At 72.0% G+C, this 1,039-nt stretch carries 1 protein-coding gene; it reads left to right on the top strand.

What is annotated here, in order from left to right; translation table 11 throughout:
• Positions 1-1,039 (top strand): acyltransferase domain-containing protein (locus tag AB0N04_RS38590; protein ID WP_360223535.1); only part of this gene is annotated, 1,039 nt, incomplete at both ends.

Here is a 1,039-nt window from a genome sequence, read left to right as displayed (position 1 = left end):
CCGAGCACCGGGCCTGGCCGGCGACCGGACGGCCCCGCCGGGGAGCGGTCTCCTCCTTCGGCATCAGCGGCACCAACGCCCACCTGATCCTCGAGGAACCCACCGCCGACGAGCCCGTCGAGCCCGTCGAGGTGCCCGGGCCGTACGTGTGGCAGCTGTCCGCCCGCGACGACACCGCACTACGCGCACAGGCCCGCCGCCTCGCCGACCACCTCCACGATCAGGACGTCCACCCCGCCGAGGTCGCGCACGCCCTGGCCACCACCCGCACCACCTTCGACCACCGCGCCGCCGTCATCCTGCGCACCCCCACCGAAGCCCACGCCGCACTCACCGCCCTCGCCGAAGGCCACCCCCACCCCGCCCTCGTCACCGGCACCGCCACCACCACCGGCACCCGACCCGTCTACCTCTACCCCGGCCAAGGCAGCCACCACCCCGGCACCGGACGCCACCTCTACCAGACCTTCCCCGCCTACGCCCAAGCCATCGACGACCTCACCGACGCCTTCCGCCCCCACCTCGACCACCCCCTCCGCGACCTCCTCCACGCCGAACCCGACACCCCCACCGCCGCACTCCTCGACCAAACCCACTACGCCCAACCCGCCATCTTCGCCCTCGGCACCGCCCTCACCCACCTCCTCACCCACCACGACATCCACCCCACCGCCGTCCTCGGCCACTCCATCGGCGCCCTCACCGCCGCCCACACCGCCGGCATCCTCACCCTCCACGACGCCGCCACCCTCGTCACCACCCGCGCCCGCCTCATGCAACAAGCCCCCCACACCGGCACCATGACCGCCATCCAAGCCACCCCCGAAGAAGCCCTCCACGCCATCACCGGCCACGAACACCTCGTCTCCCTCGCCGCCGTCAACTCCCCCACCTCCATCGTCCTCTCCGGCGACCACCACACCCTCACCCACATCACCGACCACTTCCACACCCAAGGACGACGCACCAAACCCCTCACCGTCAGCCACGCCTTCCACTCCCCCCACATGGACCCCATCCTCGACGAATTCCACACCGC

It is taken from the genome of Kitasatospora sp. NPDC051702 (assembly GCF_040681575.1).
In the GTDB taxonomy this organism is placed as follows: domain Bacteria; phylum Actinomycetota; class Actinomycetes; order Streptomycetales; family Streptomycetaceae; genus Kitasatospora.
Note: the sequence above shows the minus strand (reverse complement) of the source record. Positions and strands in the feature narration are given on the sequence as shown.